At 46.6% G+C, this 19,949-nt stretch carries 20 protein-coding genes; 5 read left to right on the top strand and 15 right to left on the bottom strand.

What is annotated here, in order from left to right:
- Positions 1 to 55: 55 nt before the first annotated feature.
- The 4 genes from ACJJIF_RS09385 to ACJJIF_RS09370 form a co-directional block, all read right to left on the bottom strand.
- Positions 56 to 304, bottom strand: coding sequence for a hypothetical protein (locus tag ACJJIF_RS09385; protein WP_444931953.1), 249 nt, complete (start codon positions 302 to 304; stop codon positions 56 to 58).
- Between the two features lie 252 nt (positions 305 to 556).
- Positions 557 to 877 (bottom strand): hypothetical protein, encoded by a 321-nt coding sequence (locus ACJJIF_RS09380; RefSeq protein ID WP_444931952.1) that lies wholly within the window; start codon positions 875 to 877, stop codon positions 557 to 559.
- 23 nt (positions 878 to 900) lie between these two features.
- Complete coding sequence (gene tnpC / locus ACJJIF_RS09375) at positions 901 to 2,334, bottom strand: IS66 family transposase (RefSeq protein WP_444930267.1); 1,434 nt, start codon at positions 2,332 to 2,334, stop codon at positions 901 to 903.
- Positions 2,335 to 2,684: 350 nt separating this feature from the next.
- Entirely contained in the window at positions 2,685 to 3,053 is a 369-nt protein-coding gene (locus tag ACJJIF_RS09370; protein ID WP_444931951.1) for a hypothetical protein, read from the bottom strand.
- A gap of 672 nt (positions 3,054 to 3,725) precedes the next feature.
- Between ACJJIF_RS09370 and ACJJIF_RS09365 the strand changes: the two genes are divergently transcribed.
- Positions 3,726 to 4,241 (top strand): reverse transcriptase domain-containing protein, encoded by a 516-nt coding sequence (locus ACJJIF_RS09365; protein ID WP_444931950.1) that lies wholly within the window; start codon positions 3,726 to 3,728, stop codon positions 4,239 to 4,241.
- Between the two features lie 190 nt (positions 4,242 to 4,431).
- Here the strand turns inward: ACJJIF_RS09365 and ACJJIF_RS09360 are convergent, their stop codons facing one another.
- The 3 genes from ACJJIF_RS09360 to ACJJIF_RS09350 all read right to left on the bottom strand — a co-directional run bounded on the left by ACJJIF_RS09360 (position 4,432) and on the right by ACJJIF_RS09350 (position 5,885).
- Positions 4,432 to 4,959, bottom strand: a complete 528-nt coding sequence (locus tag ACJJIF_RS09360; protein WP_444931949.1) for a hypothetical protein — start codon at positions 4,957 to 4,959, stop codon at positions 4,432 to 4,434.
- Positions 4,960 to 5,049: 90 nt separating this feature from the next.
- The gene (locus ACJJIF_RS09355) at positions 5,050 to 5,424 is read right to left on the bottom strand and encodes a hypothetical protein (protein ID WP_444931948.1); all 375 of its coding nucleotides are present in this window, start codon (positions 5,422 to 5,424) and stop codon (positions 5,050 to 5,052) included.
- A 20-nt stretch (positions 5,425 to 5,444) separates the two neighbouring features.
- Entirely contained in the window at positions 5,445 to 5,885 is a 441-nt protein-coding gene (locus ACJJIF_RS09350; RefSeq protein WP_444931947.1) for a hypothetical protein, read from the bottom strand.
- A 635-nt stretch (positions 5,886 to 6,520) separates the two neighbouring features.
- On the opposite strand from ACJJIF_RS09350, the gene ltrA (ACJJIF_RS09345) reads away from it, so the two are divergent.
- Positions 6,521 to 7,792, top strand: coding sequence for a group II intron reverse transcriptase/maturase (gene ltrA / locus ACJJIF_RS09345; RefSeq protein WP_444931946.1), 1,272 nt, complete (start codon positions 6,521 to 6,523; stop codon positions 7,790 to 7,792).
- Positions 7,793 to 7,864: 72 nt separating this feature from the next.
- Here ltrA (ACJJIF_RS09345) and ACJJIF_RS09340 read toward each other — a convergent pair whose 3' ends face one another.
- From ACJJIF_RS09340 to ACJJIF_RS09325, 4 genes are all read right to left on the bottom strand, one after another.
- Positions 7,865 to 8,215: a hypothetical protein gene (locus tag ACJJIF_RS09340; RefSeq protein ID WP_444931945.1), complete on the bottom strand. Its 351-nt coding sequence runs from the start codon at positions 8,213 to 8,215 to the stop codon at positions 7,865 to 7,867.
- Positions 8,216 to 8,323: 108 nt separating this feature from the next.
- A complete protein-coding gene (locus ACJJIF_RS09335; RefSeq protein ID WP_444931944.1) occupies positions 8,324 to 8,767 on the bottom strand; it encodes a hypothetical protein in 444 nt (147 codons plus the stop codon).
- Between the two features lie 719 nt (positions 8,768 to 9,486).
- A complete protein-coding gene (locus ACJJIF_RS09330) occupies positions 9,487 to 9,876 on the bottom strand; it encodes a DUF6678 family protein (protein WP_413662489.1) in 390 nt (129 codons plus the stop codon).
- A 533-nt stretch (positions 9,877 to 10,409) separates the two neighbouring features.
- On the bottom strand, positions 10,410 to 10,847 hold the full coding sequence (locus ACJJIF_RS09325) for an energy transducer TonB (protein ID WP_444931943.1): 438 nt from the start codon (positions 10,845 to 10,847) through the stop codon (positions 10,410 to 10,412).
- A 575-nt stretch (positions 10,848 to 11,422) separates the two neighbouring features.
- Here ACJJIF_RS09325 and ltrA (ACJJIF_RS09320) point away from each other — a divergent pair.
- Entirely contained in the window at positions 11,423 to 12,694 is a 1,272-nt protein-coding gene (gene ltrA, locus ACJJIF_RS09320; protein ID WP_444931942.1) for a group II intron reverse transcriptase/maturase, read from the top strand.
- Positions 12,695 to 12,774: 80 nt separating this feature from the next.
- Here ltrA (ACJJIF_RS09320) and ACJJIF_RS09315 read toward each other — a convergent pair whose 3' ends face one another.
- A complete protein-coding gene (locus ACJJIF_RS09315; protein WP_444931941.1) occupies positions 12,775 to 13,608 on the bottom strand; it encodes a DUF4393 domain-containing protein in 834 nt (277 codons plus the stop codon).
- Positions 13,609 to 14,693: 1,085 nt separating this feature from the next.
- Here ACJJIF_RS09315 and ltrA (ACJJIF_RS09310) point away from each other — a divergent pair.
- The gene (gene ltrA, locus ACJJIF_RS09310) at positions 14,694 to 15,965 is read left to right on the top strand and encodes a group II intron reverse transcriptase/maturase (RefSeq protein ID WP_444931380.1); all 1,272 of its coding nucleotides are present in this window, start codon (positions 14,694 to 14,696) and stop codon (positions 15,963 to 15,965) included.
- An 80-nt stretch (positions 15,966 to 16,045) separates the two neighbouring features.
- On the opposite strand, the gene ACJJIF_RS09305 is transcribed toward ltrA (ACJJIF_RS09310), so the two are convergent.
- Positions 16,046 to 16,501, bottom strand: coding sequence for a DMT family transporter (locus ACJJIF_RS09305; RefSeq protein ID WP_444931940.1), 456 nt, complete (start codon positions 16,499 to 16,501; stop codon positions 16,046 to 16,048).
- Between the two features lie 1,025 nt (positions 16,502 to 17,526).
- Between ACJJIF_RS09305 and csrA the strand changes: the two genes are divergently transcribed.
- Positions 17,527 to 17,715, top strand: a complete 189-nt coding sequence (csrA, locus tag ACJJIF_RS09300; RefSeq protein WP_299583554.1) for a carbon storage regulator CsrA — start codon at positions 17,527 to 17,529, stop codon at positions 17,713 to 17,715.
- A 137-nt stretch (positions 17,716 to 17,852) separates the two neighbouring features.
- Here csrA and ACJJIF_RS09295 read toward each other — a convergent pair whose 3' ends face one another.
- Both ACJJIF_RS09295 and bioA read right to left on the bottom strand, forming a co-directional pair.
- Positions 17,853 to 18,263 (bottom strand): DUF6746 family protein, encoded by a 411-nt coding sequence (locus ACJJIF_RS09295; protein WP_444931939.1) that lies wholly within the window; start codon positions 18,261 to 18,263, stop codon positions 17,853 to 17,855.
- A 397-nt stretch (positions 18,264 to 18,660) separates the two neighbouring features.
- On the bottom strand, positions 18,661 to 19,932 hold the full coding sequence (gene bioA, locus ACJJIF_RS09290) for an adenosylmethionine--8-amino-7-oxononanoate transaminase (RefSeq protein WP_444931938.1): 1,272 nt from the start codon (positions 19,930 to 19,932) through the stop codon (positions 18,661 to 18,663).
- Between the last annotated feature and the right edge of the window lie 17 nt (positions 19,933 to 19,949).

The raw sequence follows: 19,949 nt of genomic DNA, 5'->3' as shown, positions 1-19,949 counted from the left end.
CTTTTAGCAGCGGACCAAAAAGCCATAGGCTTTTTGTGTCCGTTACCTAAACTTATTAAATGTTGGTGCGATAAACTTTTTTGTAATATTCATATGAGATTAAACCTGCCGCCAAAACATACAAAAACACTAAGTCGCCCCAGTAAAGTGAGCCCAATATTACCAGTGACCATAAATATGCCAATACATATTTAAAGTTTTGGTGCGCCATTGTTGTTTTTAAGATTGCACCAAAGGCAACTAAGTTTAAAACAAACGAGCCTACCAAGCCCTGAAATATATAAACAGACTGCGGCTCTTGCATGAATGACTTTATATAGTCTGACAATGTAATGCACTCAGGCCTTGCTGTGAAAATTAGCACATACCCTGCGCCTAATGGATATAGGGAATTTATAAGGTATAGGCTTGCGTAGATAATCCTTTCTTTCATAAGACATTTAACGTTGCTGACAGGGGCAGCCGGAGCGTTTGCGTGCGAGGCACGCAGCGTAGGATCTCCAGTCCAGACCTGAAGGGGATGGACGAGCCTGCTTGGTTTTGTTAAATAGTTGGCCTACAAACATGTCCCAGCCTGCTCTATTGTAGATTCAGTAACTACCCCTTTAGAGTCCGCCTTGAATGTGATGATATAGTGCCATTTACTACAGACGATACTATTAGCCTCACCAGAGTCAACAATCGTTAATGTATTTTCAGAAGGGTTAAAAATAGGCTCAAACGCTTTATATTTTACCATTAGATAACCAATTTCCGGCCTATTTGACTTGACATATTCTATTTCTGTCTTCCAGTACTCAACTCTTCTTGGCCCTTCATTACCAAGCTCACAAGAGCAAAGAAAAACCATCATTAACAGGATGTATAAATATTTCATGTAACTACTCACCCCCTACCGATTTAAATACGGCCCGAAAGCGCCATCTGAATTGCAATCAAAGGGTTGTAGCCTTTGTTAGCCATAGTTTGTAAATAGCTCGAAATGCGACAATAGGCCTGTGCATAGTGTGCTGCTCGAAAACAACCAGATACTTTTTGCTTAACCTTTGACATGCGCAGGTCTCTTTCCGCACGATTGTTGGTAAAGGAGACGTGGCTCTCTTTGGCAAACAATAAAACCGCCATTTCGTAATTTTTCAAGCGTTCCCATAGATTATGCGCATCGGTCTTCGCCATTTTGCCGCGCTGGCCTTTGGGTTTAACTGGAATCTCGGGTAATTCCTGCTCACCTCTAGCAATAACTTCCCGATACTGCTGTTGCAGAACAGCGTATTCCTTTTTAATCAGTTTTTTGCGTTTTCTCACCGAGACTGTTTTGCAGGTGGCTTGCAGTAAGCGTTTCATATCATTCGCCCACTCATACCCATTGGCATCAACGATAAAGGTCAATTCACGCAACAAATGCGAGCCACACAGGCCATGCCCACAGTGGGTATAAGACAAATACGAGGCCCAGCAGTCATGAATAATGACGCCCCCATAGCGTGGTATGATATCAATGTGTTCAATTGCTTCCTTACCGCGACTTCGGTGTAAAAACTTGAGGGTAATATCGCCGGAGGCATACACATGAATCCAATGATTCTTTTGCTCGACCCTCAGGGAGGTTTCATCTACGTTAAGCGAGGGATTTTGCAATAATTCCTCAAGAGCTGATTGCTCCCAGTCCGCCAGGGCTTCATGTAGTCGCAGGATAAATTTCAACAGAGTAGCTTCTGAGATCACTTGCCCGATCATGGCTTTAACCGCCTTCTGCACCCGATTTAAGGCGATCATTTGACAGACCAACAGGTTGATCGCGTAGGCTTTCAGGCCATTGCCGTATTGCAATGGTCCCGCCATATCGGCAGGGAACTCGCCTTTCACGGTATGGGTGCAAGTGGGGCAGGCTTTTACTTCGGCATCGACATGCTCGACTACTTTTTCAAAGTGAATATCAATACGAGTGCGTCGTTCATGACTTAAGCACGGGACGCTTGTTAGGTCTTCGCCGCAGTCACTGCAGTAGCGGACTTCGCTGATGGAGGTAGTTTCTGTGATGCGATGGTTGTCAGCGGCCTGAACGGCTTCTGTTTTCCCTTTCCCCTTACTGCCTTTATGGGGCAATGCGGATTCATCTTTGTCCGTTTGGGAGGATGGCTTGCTGGAGTTTTTATTCGTCTTGGCCGTTTTTTTCTCCAGAAAAATGGCGAGTATCAACTCTAGCAGAGTAAACACGCTTTGCAGCAGCAGACGACTTTCCTGGCTTAACAACTTCTCGGCACACTGGCGCTGGAACTCGGCTTTTAGGCGATCCATTTCCTCGCGCACAGAAGTTTTGTTAATGTTGGCCATAACCGAAAAGTGAACCCGTTATCTCGAAGGTGTAGGATATCACAAATTTTGGCGTGTCTCAGATCGTTGCGGATAACAATAAAGCGAGTTTGCTTAGAGCATTTGTCTCAGCTTTTCTGTTTCTTTGCTTTAGGGGTTGGGAGGGAGGACCTTCTAGAAGGCTCAGTATTGCTATGTAAGGCTGTTTATTTCTTTGCTTTAAAAAAATTTGATAGTTTTTTTGGTAAGGTGGCAGTTAGGGGTGAGTAGTTACTATTTCATAAGCTATTTAACGCCCTTATAACGGGCAGCCTAGCGCGAAGCGCGCTTTAGGCTGTCCAGCCACGCAGTGGCGTTCGTTGATAAGCTTGTTATGTTTCATACTCGGTAGTGACCTTTTTAAAAAACAGCTTATTGTAAACAAAGATTGCGATTCCATACACAATAAAGCCAACCCCGATAATAAATGACAGATTATCTAAGCCTTTTTGGTAGCCAAAATACGAAAAAACAAGACCCATAAATATGAAGAATAGAGGGCCAAACATAGTAGCCTTTGGTTGCGACTCATAAGCTCTCTTATTATTTTCAATGAGGCTATTAAGCATCGACACATCTGATTCGTGGGTATCTTTACAGGCAAGACCAAACCCCAGATCCGTACAGCAATCTTTACAGATGGCACGCTGGCAGTGTTTGCATATTCCGATTGCATCAGCCTCATGGTTAAAACATTTCACAATACTCTCCTGAGAACATAACGCCCCGCACAAGGGCAGACAAATTAGCGTAGCGTTTTGGCTGTCCCAGCGACCAACGGGAGCGATTGCTGCGGCTTGGTACGCCCAGCATGGGCGTGAACTAATGGGGTGAAAGTCCCCTGTAGGAGGATCACCGTTTAATGGTCTCCATTAAATGCTAACTACTAGCAAATGGCAACTGCAAGACCGTGAGGTCTTGTGGGGAGGAAGCCGCTAGCAAAGCTACGAGCTGACGAACAGAAACATCATATAAGGCTTAGCCTGGAGGCGAGGTAGCCAAGGATACCGAAGCCATGTGGTCTAACGGGTAGAGTAAATGATGCAGTTGTGTAGTGAAAGTTCACGTTCTTATCTGGGGAGATCTGTTCAACCTGCTGCTGTAAAGCTGTCAGCGTGGCCGCTGACTCATAAGTAGGCCCAGCCCGCTAGCCACCATCGCGGGGGTAACCAAAATTGGTGGAACACAGCAGCGCCTCGGCCAGTAATGGCCAAGGTGATTGAACAGAAGTCAGCCGACGGCATAGTAGCCTAATGTCAAGATTAATACCTTGGATACGGTGAAGGCCTGAATCCAAAATCCACGAGTTAAAAGACAGGGCTAGCCTACCGATGTGTTGCCAGCCGGATATAAAATTGACGTAGCGCACTGCCATGACACTCAACTCAAATGAAAATCTGCTTGAAACCATCCTCAGCAAAGAAAATCTTAATGCTGCATGGAAACACGTGCGAAGCAACAAAGGTGCCGCAGGCATTGATGGGATTACTGTCGATAATTTTGTGAAGCACTTCAAGGCAGTTGGCGACGACCTCATCGAGACTATTCGACAGGGTCATTACCAGCCGCTTCCCGTCAGGCGCGTCTACATTCGCAAGCCAGATGGTGGCCAGCGTGGTCTCGGGATACCTACGATCTTTGATCGTGTTATTCAGCAGGCTATCGCCCAAATCATCGGCCCCAGTTTCGATAAAACCTTTTCGGAGTTCAGCTATGGATTCCACCTAAAGCGATCACAGCATCATGCGGTGAAAAAGCTACAGAAGTATATCGAAGGCGGGAAGCGAATAGCCGTAGATGTCGATTTATCTAAGTTCTTAGACCGGGTCAACCATGACTTCCTCATGAGTTTACTTGGCCACAACAGTCACTTGTGGATCGTCCGGTAAGAGTTACTGGCGAAATGCAAAGACTGAAGGTATTCATATTGCACTCAACAATGAGCTTTTCCAAAAGATGGGCTTGATTTCGTTACGTGACCGCTGGGTAGAGATTCATTACGGATAGGGAACCGCCCATTGCGGACCCGCACGATGGGTGGTGTGGGGGCCGGTAGCTAGAAACTACCGGCTACCCGATTTAACTGTTTGTACATTGAGCCTCAAACTCCGACTTTTTGGTAGCGACCAGCTTTAAGCTCGATAATAAGTTAAATACTCCAATGCCCGCACCAGCAAGAAACCATGGCGTAAGTGCTGGTATTGAAGCTACTTGTTTAATAATAACCCACGATTCAGAAATGAGATCGAAGTAGTTGACCTCATGAAGACTTGGGACCTCGGCTTCTGGGTTTATTGAATAAGCAGCAAAAGCAAGAAATGCATACACAAATATAACTCCCATCAATGCCGAAGGAACTCCAAATATGCCAAGACCTGGCCATTTCCATTGTGCTCGAAATTTGTGGATCGTTGAAATTAGCACCAAAACTAAACCCAAAACTAGCGCAAAGGATGCTTGAGCCGATGAATTATCAACTACGCGTGTTGCGAATAGCACCATCATCGCAATGTGATAGACAAACATAAGCTTAAAATCTAAAGACACATTCTGAGGGCTATTGTCTTCATTTTTCTGATTAATCTTTTTCCGAATTGAGTCAAACATCCATGATTGGCCTTATACAGTTAACGCCCGCAACACGGGACAATTTGTAGTGACGAAGGAACGAAAAATTGTTCAGTGTGCTTGCGTTGGTTATGCATTTGACCACCTCACGTACCAAGGATATTGTTTGCCTTCAAAGGGATTACTGGACTCTAGTTGCTCATCCTTAGAAAATAAGATTGTGTCCGAGCCGGCATCTCTAGCAATCTCAAAATTACGCACATTACCATTTACAACCGCAACAGCATAAGTTGTGAATGCGTTGAGAATACTACCTTCCCCTAGTAGATGTGTCTCCATCTCTGTCATGCTACTAAAGTTTAAGATCTTACTATCAGGTACGTGGGCTGTGTGCTCAAAAAGCCAAAAATCTCCCAGAGATTGGGCACTACAAAAATCGGCAACTTCCTCTTCAGTTAAAGAACCCTCGGTTAAGGCCGAAATATCGTGATAAAGATTGCTCATGATTTAAAATGCATAACACCTCAAGAAGGGGCGCCGGTTACGGCGTCCCGCTTACTTGAATTGTTATGTGCTTTGAATTTAAATTTAATCTCAGTGAATAGCAAAACCGCCCATAAGACACCGCTTAAAAATAAGTTAATATCATTAGTTAAGGCGTCAATTGATGATTGAATGAAGGGGCCATCTATGTATGTAATTACCATTGATGCTGGAATTAAAACTAGATAACCAAGCCTAGCCCACCCCTTATAAAATAGTAGGGCTATATTGCAAACGAGACCAAACAAAACAATACCAAGGCCAAATGAGTCAAACAGTGTCCACTCTTCATCTAGTTGCCTGTCAAGCTGGTCGAGTAAAATAGGGTTTAGATCAGAAGGGGCTACAAAAGCAGCTGCTATAGCTACAACTACCCAAATTAGGCTTACCCATACCAGCTTTTGGAAATTGGAATTATTCATTTACTTTCCAGCTCCTACGCACATAACGCCGCAATCACGCGTTTATCGCGTGCATTGCTTTGGTACGCCCAGCATGGGCGTGAACTAATGGGGTGAAAGTCCCCTGTAGGAGGATCACCGTTTAATGGTCTCCATTAAATGCTAACTACTAGCAAATGGCAACTGCAAGACCGTGAGGTCTTGTGGGGAGGAAGCCGCTAGCAAAGCTACGAGCTGACGAACAGAAACATCATATAAGGCTTAGCCTGGAGGCGAGGTAGCCAAGGATACCGAAGCCATGTGGTCTAACGGGTAGAGTAAATGATGCAGTTGTGTAGTGAAAGTTCACGTTCTTATCTGGGGAGATCTGTTCAACCTGCTGCTGTAAAACTGTCAGCGTGGCCGCTGACTCATAAGTAGGCCCAGCCCGCTAGCCACCATCGCGGGGGTAAACAAAATTGGGGGGACACAGCGGCGCCTCGGCCAGTAATGGCCAAGGTGATTGAACAGAAGTCAGCCGACGGCATAGTAGCCTAATGCCAAGATTAATACCTTGGATACGGTGAAGGCCTGAACCCAAAATCCACGAGTTAAAAGACAGGGCTAGCCTACCGATGTGTTGCCAGCCAGATATAAAATTGACGTAGCGCACTGCCATGACACTCAACTCAAATGAAAATCTGCTTGAAACCATCCTCAGCAAAGAAAATCTTAATGCTGCATGGAAACACGTACGAAGCAACAAAGGTGCCGCAGGCATTGACGGGATTACTGTCGATAATTTTGTGAAGCACTTCAAGGCAGTTGGCGACGACCTCATCGAGACTATTCGACAGGGTCATTACCAGCCGCTTTCCGTTAGGCGCGTCTACATTCGCAAGCCAGATGGTGGCCAGCGTGGTCTCGGGATACCTACGATCTTTGATCGTGTTATTCAGCAGGCTATCGCCCAAATCATCGGTCCCAGTTTCGATAAAACCTTTTCGGAGTTCAGCTATGGATTCCGCCCAAAGCGATCACAGCATCATGCGGTGAAAAAGCTACAGAAGTATATCGAAGGCGGGAAGCGAATAGCCGTAGATGTCGATTTATCTAAGTTCTTCGACCGGGTCAACCATGACTTCCTCATGAGTTTACTTGGCCAAAGAATCAGCGACAAGCGTTTACTCAAGTTGATCGCAAGTTACTTGCGTGCAGGAAGTGTAGAAGATGGATGCTGGAAAGCCTGTCATGAGGGGGTGCCACAAGGGGGCCCTTTATCGCCGCTGCTCTCCAACATTGTACTCGACCTGCTCGATAAAGAGCTGGAAAAACGCCGACATGATTTTGTTCGCTATGCGGATGATTTTGTGATTGTTGTTGCTTCTAAGCGCGCGGGTGAACGGGTTATGGCGAGTATTAAACGCTTTGTTGAGCGCAAGCTTAAGCTCAAAGTTAACGATGCTAAAAGCCAAGTAGTCCCCGTTAGCTGGTGTAAGTTTCTGGGGTTTTCTTTTCGTGGAGCAAAGCTTGTCTGGCATGATAAGTCGCTGCGCCAATTTAAATATCGGGTCTGTCAGATTACAGGGCGATCCCGTGGTATTTCTATGGAAAAGAAATTGAAAGAACTTACCGTGTTCCTCCGTGGTTGGATCAATTATTTTGGTATAGCACAAGGCTATCAAAAATGTATCGATCTTGACTGCTGGATACGGCGAAGATTGAGAATGAGCTACTGGAAAAACTGGCGTAAAGTGAGAACGAAAGCCCGAAACTTACTACGCATGGGTGTGAGTGAATCACTGGCTGTCACTTGTGGATCGTCCGGTAAGAGTTACTGGCGAAATGCAAAGACCGAAGGTATTCATATTGCACTCAACAATGAGCTCTTCCAAAAGATGGGCTTGATTTCGTTACGTGACCGCTGGGTAGAGATTCATTACGGATAGGGAACCGCCCATTGCGGACCCGCACGATGGGTGGTGTGGGGGCCGGTAGCTAGAAACTACCGGCTACCCGATTTAAGGTTTTTTCTGCCATAGCGGAGATAACTTAGCTCCCCAGTGGTCTACAGCAACAAGCTGTTCATTTTTATCAAAATAGAACACTATTTGATTTTGAAGCCTGATCTGGGTATCGTAATTTCTATTCATAGACTTCGAGTCTTCAAAATTGATGTCAGGTAGATCACTTTTTAATATAGCGACTACTGATTCCTTGGTGCTGTTTTGGCTAATAAACTTCCCTAGAATGCGGACATCGGCGCTCAATTTAGGTACTGTTTCTATCGTATAACTTTTATTAATAAACCAATAAATCAAGTATACATTCAGAACAACGGATAGCACCAAGACTGTAGCAAGAGTTTTCATTTCGTATTTCTTTCCGTCTGCATATGTCTTAACGCCGTAATCACCGGGCACGCAAAGCGAAGCTTTGGGTGTCCGAATGGAGTGCCCAGCGGGCACGGAATGTGTGCATTACCTTATTAAGCGATTTATATACGGTTCTAAAGGAAACACACATTTTTCACCATAGCTATCATATACATCTAGCACACCTTGCTCGAAGCGAATGAATCGACCGCCCTGTAGATAATAACCCAATATATGACGATACGGATTATCTTCGGGTTGATCTTTATTTTCAGAGGCCCAATACAAAAATGATCTAGATATTCGATTCAAGGTTTGATCATTCTGAGACGCCAGAAACTCTTCAGCACTTGTATCGAGAACTGGCTCTTCTCTTCTGTACCACTGTCCAAGCATCAGATGTTTGATTATGCCGAACGAAAACCCCTTACAATATGGAACCATTTCTTCAAATGAATGTGCCAGAAATGGATATATATCCGACATTTTCTTATCGGATAGAACCTCCACTTGGTTCTTTATATAACGGAGACTTACTTCAGTGCTCACTTCTTCACTCGCTTAACGCCTTGCCTGTGTTTTATACACATATTTGAATCCTATTCAAAGTCTCATACAGAGGAATAGCCTAATTTCCCGACTGGAATGGATGAAATTTAACCGTCTATAAGACCAAAAGCGCTTGAGTTTTACGCTAAATCTAGCGCTTTCCCTGGAGTAGAGCGCATATTGGTTAAACAATCACCAGTATCCCTCTCTACTTAGGTATCTGATCTTGCCTGTAGTAGATAGAGTTGAAGCTCTCAATACTCTTGTAGAGCTTGTCAGAGTAGTAATTTTCACTGGTTCACTTGTGTATAAAACTTAGCGCCTTGCTTAGCGGCAGCCGAAACACAGTGCAGGCTGTCCGGTGGAGACCACGTCTTTTGTGGCCGGAACGTACTACAGCAACTGGTTATGTGTACCCGCCGAACCGTCTAATTCAAGCTTTAAATCCATAGTTCACCTCCATTTTTGAGATCCTTTAACTTCCCTAATATTTCTTCAGCATGATTACGATCTCTGCATGGAATCATAACCTTTCCTTTACCTTTTTTCCGATTCCATATCATTGGATTACCAGATTTAGATTCAAGAATCTCAAATTCTCCGGCTGACCTGGGGATTTGATATTTTGACAAAGCTCAGTCCCTTCTTAAAACACATAACGCCCGCAACACCGGGCCGTTTTGAGCGCAGCGGAAAACGGGTCCGAGTGCTTGCGTTTGTTATACGAAAACTGGTTGCTGGTCTGCATATCCCCATACCCTGTAACACCCATTTTCTAAGGAGTATGGGATATTGTACTTTTTCAGAACAGTTGCTATAAAGCCACTGAAGTCAGTAATTCTATCACTCAAAAGGTTGCCCCTTCGCTCTCTTTTGAATGGGTCAATATCCATCCACTCGATACAGCTAGATTGACCGTAGCGAACCCATTCCCAATCAAGCAGCGAAAACCCAGGCATTGCCTCTAAGTCTCGTAGATATTTAAGCCTTACTTGAGGTTCGAAATCACTGTTACTTGTAATGGCATTAGCGAGTTCTCGCCACTTTGTTTTGTTCATATACGAAACAAGGTGCCGCTCTTCAATAAATTTTAGTGTTTCTTCGTTCATTGCCTACGTATAACGCCGCTAGCAAGGGCAGCCGAAGCAACGCGTAGGCTGTCCAGCCCAGCCCCGAAGGGGTTGGGCGAGCTTGCCTAGCCTGGTTATGGTTGGCGCGCTCGGGACCGACTACCAGCACTTTGCCAGCCATAGTTTGGCTGGCCGCTGCCCAATATTTACGAGGAAAGAATACCGCACTTTCCCCAACCAATTCCTATTTTACTGGCACTCCACGAAATTGCAGCAGACTGCCCACCTCTACCACACTTGAGTAAATACCCTAGGAACGAAACTGCTTGAATAGCAACCAGTAAAAAGGGCTCAATATCGGCTGCAATTTAGTAGCACTAAAGCTTCAGTTACTACGAAAAATCAATAAAATCGACCGCCACAATAACGCCGCCAGCAGAGGCAGCTTACCTTGTGCGCGTTTTGCACAAAAATGGGAGCGCAGCGACCTGCGCAAAAAGTGCACAAGGTAAGCTGTCCCGCAGAGGGCCCAAAGGCCCGGAGCATCCTGCCTGGCTTTGTTAAATTTCGGACTAACTGGAGATCCAAAACTCAATTAGAGCTTTGGTTTTATTATCTGGGGTCAGAGAGCCAGGCTTGTATACCCATTTATTTACGGCACTTAGTGCAGCTTGATTGAATCCAGATTCGGGACTCGCATCTATTACTTTTGATGAAATCACCTTTCCTTGATCAGAGACTGTTACTTCCATTAGAACCCACCCTTCCACACCACGGCTGAGAAGGTCCTTAGGGTAGTATGGATTGACTTTAATTAACGGCTTATGAGTAATTTGTTGATTCGGAGCCGCAATAGGCGCAGGAATAATAGGATTGGACTTGCAACCAGCCAAAACCATAACAAATAGGAAAAATACTAAATATCTCATTACAACTCCTAGAAATTTAACGCCGCAAGCAAAGGCGCACGAAGTGCGTCCAGCCAGCTTGCTGGCGATTTTGCCTTGCATTGGTACGCCCAGCATGGGCGTGAACTAATGGGGTGAAAGTCCCCTGTAGGAGGATCACCGTTTAATGGTCTCCATTAAATGCTAACTACTAGCAAATGGCAACTGCAAGACCGTGAGGTCTTGTGGGGAGGAAGCCGCTAGCAAAGCTACAAGCTGACGAACAGAAACATCATATAAGGCTTAGCCTGGAGGCGAGGTAGCCAAGGATACCGAAGCCATGTGGTCTAACGGGTAGAGTAAATGATGCAGTTGTGTAGTGAAAGTTCACGTTCTTATCTGGGGAGATCTGTTCAACCTGCTGCTGTAAAGCTGTCAGCGTGGCCGCTGACTCATAAGTAGGCCCAGCCCGCTAGCCACCATCGCGGGGGTAAACAAAATTGGGGGAACACAGCAGCGCCTCGGCCAGTAATGGCCAAGGTGATTGAACAGAAGTCAGCCGACGGCATAGTAGCCTAATGCCAAGATTAATACCTTGGATACGGTGAAGGCCTGAACCCAAAATCCACGAGTTAAAAGACAGGGCTAGCCTACCGATGTGTTGCCAGCCGGATATAAAATTGACGTAGCGCACTGCCATGACACTCAACTCAAATGAAAATCTGCTTGAAACCATCCTCAGCAAAGAAAATCTTAATGCTGCATGGAAACACGTGCGAAGCAACAAAGGTGCCGCAGGCATTGACGGGATTACTGTCGATAATTTTGTGCCGCACTTCAAGGCAGTTGGCGACGACCTCATCGAGACTATTCGACAGGGTCATTACCAGCCGCTTCCCGTCAGGCGCGTCTACATTCGCAAGCCAGATGGTGGCCAGCGTGGTCTCGGGATACCTACGATCTTTGATCGTGTTATTCAGCAGGCTATCGCCCAAATTATCGGTCCCAGTTTCGATAAAACCTTTTCGGAGTTCAGCTATGGATTCCGCCCAAAGCGATCACAGCATCATGCGGTGAAAAAGCTACAGAAGTATATCGAAGGCGGGAAGCGAATAGCCGTAGATGTCGATTTATCTAAGTTCTTCGACCGGGTCAACCATGACTTCCTCATGAGTTTACTTGGCCAAAGAATCAGCGATAAGCGTTTACTCAAGTTGATCGCAAGTTACTTGCGTGCAGGAAGTGTAGAAGATGGATGCTGGAAAGCCTGTCATGAGGGGGTGCCACAAGGGGGCCCTTTATCGCCGCTGCTCTCCAATATTGTACTCGACCTGCTCGATAAAGAGCTGGAAAAACGCCGACATGATTTTGTTCGCTATGCGGATGATTTTGTGATTGTTGTTGCTTCTAAGCGCGCGGGTGAACGGGTTATGGCAAGTATTAAACGCTTTGTTGAGCGCAAGCTTAAGCTCAAAGTTAACGATACTAAAAGCCAAGTAGTTCCTGTCAGCCGCTGTAAGTTTTTGGGGTTCTCTTTTCGCGGTGCAAGGCTCGTCTGGCATGACAAGTCCCTGCTCCAATTTAAATACCGCATCCGCCAGATTACAGGGCGATCCCGTGGTATTTCTATGGAAAAGAAACTGAAAGAACTTACCGTGTTCCTCCGTGGTTGGATCAATTATTTTGGTATAGCGCAAGGCTATCAAAAATGTATCGATCTTGACTGCTGGATACGGCGAAGATTGAGAATGAGCTACTGGAAAAACTGGCGTAAAGTGAGAACGAAAGTCCGAAACTTACTACGCATGGGTGTGAGTGAATCACTGGCTGTCACTTGTGGATCGTCCGGTAAGAGTTACTGGCGAAATGCAAAGACCGAAGGTATTCACATTGCGCTCAACAATGAGTTTTTCCAAAAGAAGGGCCTGATTTCGTTACGTGACCGCTGGGTAGATATCCATTACGGATAGGGAACCGCCCATTGCGGACCCGCACGATGGGTGGTGTGGGGGCCGGTAGCTAGAAACTACCGGCTACCCGATTTAGAGTGCTACCGCACACCGCTTCGGTGATCACGTACGCAAGTATCTATAAATTGACGCCCTAAGCCAGTAACCCTTACTGCTGTGCGGATAATGGCGGACTTTCTCCCTGCCTCGTTATCGATAGATTGGGAAATTGCGTTAACGATAGGGTGTTCTTCTAAATTTTTATAGGCACCTTCAGCGAGCAATTCATAGTTGTCGGGTATCTCAATCAAGCCAAGCCTACACAGGTTGTCGAAATAGTTTGGAATCTTGGTGAAATCAGGAACCCCAATTCTATTGCCAACAAGGCTAAAGTTTTTAAGCTGATCTCGGCCGCCACTGTTGTCTTCACGATTATTGCGTATTGTTATTATCGGCTCCTGACTTATATTTATGAATGCTGTTAGTAATTTTGCTTCATGCGAGGAAAGCTGTTTAATAATTTCAACAAAACTTGGATGTGCGTTTTCAGTAGTTTTACTATTCATTGAAGATGCTAATAAGTTTGCGTATAGCTCCTTCAGTTCTTCAATAGAACCCGTATATCGTAATGATTCTAACGCAGGACCTGCAACGTGAGGGGGTGGTGTCACGACATTTTCTTTGGGGACATTCTGTAACTTCTCAGTTACTTTATTATCAACAAAATCTTTGATTTGGTCGTACCCCCAAACTAGAGCGGAAACGGGGGCCAGAGCCATATTAACCGTTTTAGCTACCGTTCCCAAAGTTTTCCCAAGTTCTCGGGCTGCGGGCTGTATGGCATCTTCATAAATTGGAACAGCTTTGGCTAAACCAGTAACAGCATTAATGGTCGCTTCTACATTTCCTTCGGTTTTTGATTCTTCTTCTGACAATAGTCACTCCTCGATTATTTTTTTGCACTCTAACGCCGCTAGCAAGGGCAGCCGAAGCAACGCGTAGGCTGTCCAGCCCAGCCCCGAAGGGGTTGGGCGAGCTTGACTAGCCTGGTTATGGCTGGCGCGCACTGAACCACCTATTTGCTCTCTACCAGCCAACTTTGGCTGGCCACTGCCCGATAAATTTAAAGGGAAAAATACCATACTTTCCCAACCGGTTAACTATCTGATTGGCACTCCATGATGGCGTAGCTGGCTTGCAGGGCTTGCTGACTTAAAACGATGGCACTGGAGCGAAACTGCGGTACCAAATTTCAGGAAAACTCTCAGAAAAAAGTGCTCAGATAGAGATTGATGCTTGCAGCAGCTATAGAACATCTAAAAATCGACCGCCACAATAACGCCCAGCGCAGGCGCAGCCAGCGCGGAGCGCATTTTGTGTTAATGTTTGAGCGACAGCGAGTAACGCAAAAGGTGCGTAGCGTTGGCTGTCGCTCTGCCGCTGCTTGGTACGCCCAGCATGGGCGTGAACTAATGGGGTGAAAGTCCCCTGTAGGAGGATCACCGTTTAATGGTCTCCATTAAATGCTAACTACTAGCAAATGGCAACGGCAAGACCGTGAGGTCTTGTGGGGAGGAAGCCGCTAGCAAAGCTACGAGCTGACGAACAGAAACATCATATAAGGCTTAGCCTGGAGGCGAGGTAGCCAAGGATACCGAAGCCATGTGGTCTAACGGGTAGAGTAAATGATGCAGTTGTGTAGTGAAAGTTCACGTTCTTATCTGGGGAGATCTGTTCAACCTGCTGCTGTAAAGCTGCCAGCGTGGCCGCTGACTCATAAGTAGGCCCAGCCCGCTAGCCACCATCGCGGGGGTAAACAAAATTGGTGGAACACAGCAGCGCCTCGGCCAGTAATGGCCAAGGTGATTGAACAGAAGTCAGCCGACGGCATAGTAGCCTAATGCCAAGATTAATACCTTGGATACGGTGAAGGCCTGAACCCAAAATCCACGAGTTAAAAGACAGGGCTAGCCTACCGATGTGTTGCCAGCCGGATATAAAATTGACGTAGCGCACTGCCATGACACTCAACTCAAATGAAAATCTGCTTGAAATCATCCTCAGCAAAGAAAATCTTAATGCTGCATGGAAACACGTGCGAAGCAACAAAGGTGCCGCAGGCATTGACGGGATTACTGTCGATAATTTTGTGAAGCACTTCAAGGCAGTTGGCGACGACCTCATCGAGACTATTCGACAGGGTCATTACCAGCCGCTTCCCGTCAGGCGCGTCTACATTCGCAAGCCAGATGGTGGCCAGCGTGGGCTCGGGATACCTACGATCTTTGATCGTGTTATTCAGCAGGCTATCGCCCAAATCATCGGCCCCAGTTTCGATAAAACCTTTTCGGAGTTCAGCTATGGATTCCGCCCAAAGCGATCACAGCATCATGCGGTGAAAAAGCTACAGAAGTATATCGAAGGCGGGAAGCGAATAGCCGTAGATGTCGATTTATCTAAGTTCTTCGACCGGGTCAACCATGACTTCCTCATGAGTTTACTTGGCCAAAGAATCAGCGATAAGCGTTTACTCAAGTTGATCGCAAGTTACTTGCGTGCAGGAAGTGTAGAAGATGGATGCTGGAAAGCCTGTCATGAGGGGGTGCCACAAGGGGGCCCTTTATCGCCGCTGCTCTCCAACATTGTACTCGACCTGCTCGATAAAGAGCTGGAAAAACGCCGACATGATTTTGTTCGCTATGCGGATGATTTTGTGATTGTTGTTGCTTCTAAGCGCGCGGGTGAACGGGTTATGGCGAGTATTAAACGCTTTGTTGAGCGCAAGCTTAAGCTCAAAGTTAACGATGCCAAAAGCCAAGTAGTTCCTGTCAGCCGCTGTAAGTTTTTGGGGTTCTCTTTTCGCGGTGCAAGGCTCGTCTGGCATGACAAGTCCCTGCTCCAATTTAAATACCGCATCCGCCAGATTACAGGGCGATCCCGTGGTATTTCTATGGAAAAGAAACTGAAAGAACTTACCGTGTTCCTCCGTGGTTGGATCAATTATTTTGGTATAGCGCAAGGCTATCAAAAATGTATCGATCTTGACTGCTGGATACGGCGAAGATTGAGAATGAGCTACTGGAAAAACTGGCGTAAAGTGAGAACGAAAGTCCGAAACTTACTACGCATGGGTGTGAGTGAATCACTGGCTGTCACTTGTGGATCGTCCGGTAAGAGTTACTGGCGAAATGCAAAGACCGAAGGTATTCACATTGCGCTCAACAATGAGTTTTTCCAAAAGATGGGCTTGATTTCGTTACGTGACCGCTGGGTAGAGATTCATTACGGATAGGGAACCGCCCATTGCGGACCCGCACGATGGGTGGTGTGGGGGCCGGTAGCTAGAAACTACCGGCTACCCGATTTAAGTGCCTACCGCCGTGCCACCAATAGTACGCCCACCACGATGAGAAGCGCACCAAATACCCTAGAAATTGACAACTCAATCTTTGGGTACCCTAACCACCCATTATGATCGAGAACAAGTGATGCTATTACTTGTCCGCAAACAATAGAGATGGCCAATACCAAAGCTCCCAGCTTTGGAGCGAGAAATACCGACATTGCGATATTAAAAGCTCCAAAAACACCACCGAGCCAAGCCCACCAAGGTACAGCAGAAATTGACGCTCTCGTAAACCAAGTTTCACTTTGAAAAAGTGAGATTGTGCCGAGTATTACTGTTCCTACTAAAAATGAGATAAATGCTGCTTGAATCGGGGTATTAAGAGCCACACGAAGCTGTGAATTTACACCCGCTTGTGATGCAAGAGAGCCTCCGACAACCAGAGCAAAAACCAGCAAGCTATACGTACTTAAATTATTCAACTTTCAATGCTCTTTACTACTGATTGCACTTAACAGCTATATAGTAATCATTCTGACCACTATTATCCTGATTATTATCTCAGAATCAATTTCTACACCAAAGCCTAAATTTTTATTTAAAACCATAGACTTAAAGCATCCTGATACGACCGTGCAAACTGGAAAAACGATCACTTTGACTACTATCCCGATTTTAACGCTAGTCCGTAACCCATTGATTTCATGATTGTTTTTGGGTTTATCTTCTTGTTCTCCAATATCACGGTCAATATGATCGTAAATCCCTAAGCTAGCACTCGCTAACTTTTACAGGCTGGTATTAGTTGGGGAGTGGTTAAGGTATCCAGGGTGCCTCTGAATCACTCTGAATCACTCTGTAATATCTCTGCGGATCTTGAAGGCTAAAGATGTTAGGCGCAGTTCGCTGCGAATGGACGTAGACCTTTGCAAGCGTTGAAATTCAGCAGATGTGGTCTGCAAGGATTGATCTGAGGGGCTTCCATAACGGTTCATGCACCGTGTTGAGATTTCTTCTAAGGTCTAGTCATTCCTGTGAAGCTGCGCTCTTATTGAAACCACTCTGTAAGTAGAGGCATCACTGGGTTGTTCAGAGGTTCCTAAATCTCGCAGTAATATCCTAAAAGTCTGCAAGTTACTTTGATCTATGGAGAGATCTTTTCTGTAGATATATGGAGTACGTATTAAGTCGAAGCATTGAAGTAAGAATAAGTAAAAGGCGCTGACCCAAGGTGCTGGAACACCTGGGGCCAGCTAACCAAATTGATAGAGAAAGTATCAAGATGGCTATATGCATAGTACGCTAGAAACCCGCTCGTCTTCAATAAAGTGGAGCACAATCAGCGGCTTGGAGAGATTCCCCAAGCCCTGGGGGCGTTGCGTCTGCCTTTTCTTTTTCTATGCCTACCGTTCTCGCGCACCACCTCGTAGTTACTCAAAACATTTCTATTCAAGCTTTCCCATTGTGGAAGGTCTATCCATGGTTTGAGTATCAATAGGAAACAAATATGTTGATCTTAAAACGCCGCACAGGTGAAAACTTACGCATTGGAGCGAATGTCTCAATCACAGTATTGGAAGTTAAGGGGAATCAGGTAAAGGTGGGGATACTTGCTCCCAAATCCCTGCCCGTACACCGCGAGGAGATTTATAGGCGGATCAAAAGGGAAGGAAATATGGGCAGTGGAAATCGTTGAGGATCTGATCAGGATTGTGGCGGGTAGCTATGAGCGGGTGGTGTTGCTATGAAAGCGCTAACTACTGATAGTTAGCGCTTTCAGTCGAGTCAAACTCTGCGAATAGAGCCACAGGTTAAGCTCGGGAGTGATCTGTATTAGTGATGCTTGAATCCAGCTTCAAACTTTTCTGCTAATTTAAAGTAGTGATTCAGATCCTTGCGGGTTTTTTCTGGGCGGTTGTTTTCGGAGTTAATGTGGATGTTCTCCACAACAACGGCGATGTCTTTTGCCAGCTGCTTCCTTTCACCCTTCAGGTTCTCAGAGAAATACTCAACACTTTTTTCGAGTCTGTAGGTGATGACATGAATCTCGTGAAGTTCAGCAGGGTTAAGCTTTTTCTTGCCCTTAATTTCTTCTGTTGTTTCAACAAAAATCTTTCTCGCATCCTTCAAGGAAGTAACTTTCGCTACTTTAAAGTGCTGGATGGGCTTTTCTCCGGCAGCAGGGCTAGCTTGAGCAGTGGCAGCAAAAGAAACAGCAAAAAGTAATGCAATTAAAGTTCTCATTTTTCCTCTCTAACGCCCAAACTTTAAGGGTTGGTAAGGCATTGATCGGGCGAGGTGAATGCCTAACATCTCTCAGTGGTCATTTTGACTGCTATCGCAAATGAGGATAACTATCATTAACATTTATGATACAGGAATTTTTAGGTGCTCAAAACACTTCTCGAAAAAATTGCGATCAAGTTGATCGAAATTTGCAAGGATTAAGAAAATGGAATCTGAGAGAGGCGCGTGCGGGAGGGGCAAACGGAGGTCTTTAGCCTGGAAGCGGCGACCCCCGTGTTAAGAAAAGTAATCAGGTAACCCACTATTTTCTGTAGCAATACCGCTGGTTTTTACAGAAAGAGCTGATTTTTCCGGGATTATTGCGACCGGCTTCACAAATTAATTGGTACTGACGCTATTGGATCTCTCCTAGAACATTGACCATTGCCGAAGTTAATTGGCTAAGGTCTTCTCCAGAAATGACATAGGGCGGCATGGCGTAGACCAGTTTGCCAAACGGGCGCAGCCACACACCGCGTTCGATTAAGGCCTCCTGCACCTTGGCCATATTGACCGGCTCGCACATCTCTACCACGCCAATGGCGCCGAGCGTACGGACATCGGCAACGCCCTCGGCGGATTTCAGTGGGGCCAGTTGCTCGCTCATCTGCTGCTCAATAGCCGTTACCCGCTCCTGCCAGGGGCCACTGAGTAGCAGTTGGATACTGGCATCGGCGACGGCGCAGGCGAGGGGGTTACCCATAAATGTGGGGCCGTGCATAAAGACACCGGCCTCTCCCCGGCAAATACCCTCGGCCACTCTATCTGTACAGAGGGCGGCGGCGAGGGTCATGGTGCCGCCGGTGAGGGCCTTGCCCAGAGTGAGAATATCCGGGGTGATATCGGCGTGTTCACAGGCAAACAGTTTGCCGCTGCGGCCAAAGCCGGTGGCAATTTCATCGGCGATAAGCAGCAGCTCGTGTTCGTCACAGAGTTCACGTACGCGGCGTAAATAATCGGCGGAATAAAAACGCATACCGCCGGCGCCCTGGACGATCGGCTCTAAAATAATCGCGGCCAGTTGATCGCGGTTCGCTTCTACTTGCCGGCGCAGCTCGGCGATATCGCCGTCACTACAGCTGTGGCCAAACGGCACCTGGGGGGCGGGGGCAAACAGGTGTTGGCTCAGCTGTCCGGCAAACAGGTGGTGCATGCCGGTGACGGGATCACAGGTGGCCATGGCGCCGAAAGTGTCGCCGTGGTAGCCGTTGCGCAGGGCGAGCAGTTGGCTCTTTTGCGCTTTGCCCTGGGAGTGCCAGTATTGGAGCGCCATCTTGATAGCCACTTCCACCGACACTGAACCGGAGTCGGCGAGAAATACCCGGTTGAGGCCCGGCGGGGTGATTTCTACCAGCTTCTTGCACAGCTCGATTGCGGGTTCGTGGGTGAGGCCCCCGAACATCACGTGGGACATCTTGTCCATCTGCTCGCGCATGGCCCGGTTTAACTCGGGCACATTGTAGCCGTGCAGGGCGCTCCACCAGGAGGACATGCCGTCGATTAGGCCGCGCCCGTCCTTCAGGTAGAGCCGCACTCCCTCGGCCCGCGCCACCGGGTACACCGGCGGCGGGTCGATCAGGGAGGAGTAGGGATGCCAAATATGTTTGCGATCGAAATCCAGGTCCATAAACACTACATCTTTAT

The organism is Microbulbifer regidiadema (SeqCode) (assembly GCF_052467605.1).
Note: the sequence above shows the minus strand (reverse complement) of the source record. Positions and strands in the feature narration are given on the sequence as shown.